The sequence below is a fragment of the Alteromonas sp. ABE4_545 genome (assembly GCF_056161325.1).
This window is the reverse complement of record NZ_JBSWYY010000098.1, coordinates 1-223: the sequence shown is the minus strand read 5'-3', so window position 1 is coordinate 223 and position 223 is coordinate 1. Positions and strand designations below refer to the sequence as shown.

The following is a 223-nucleotide window of genomic DNA, read 5'->3' as shown; positions in this document are numbered from 1 at the left end:
GTGAACAGGTTCTATCGCCCAAAGCGTGGAAATTACTGTGGTTGAAAAACGAGAGTAAAACAATACCATCGACTCCCCCAAGCATAAAGTGGGCTTATGAGCACCTTGCCAAGCTTGGCGGGTGGAAAGATACTAAAAGGACAGGCAAGGCGTCAATAAAAGCCCTATGGGAAGGATGGTTCAAACTACAAACCATCCTTGAAGGTTACGATTTGGCCCGTTC

General features: G+C 46.6%; 1 pseudogene. It reads left to right on the top strand.

Annotated elements, in window-relative coordinates:
• Positions 1-223 (top strand): annotated as a pseudogene (locus tag ACXAH6_RS20485) (IS4 family transposase); the annotation flags it as partial.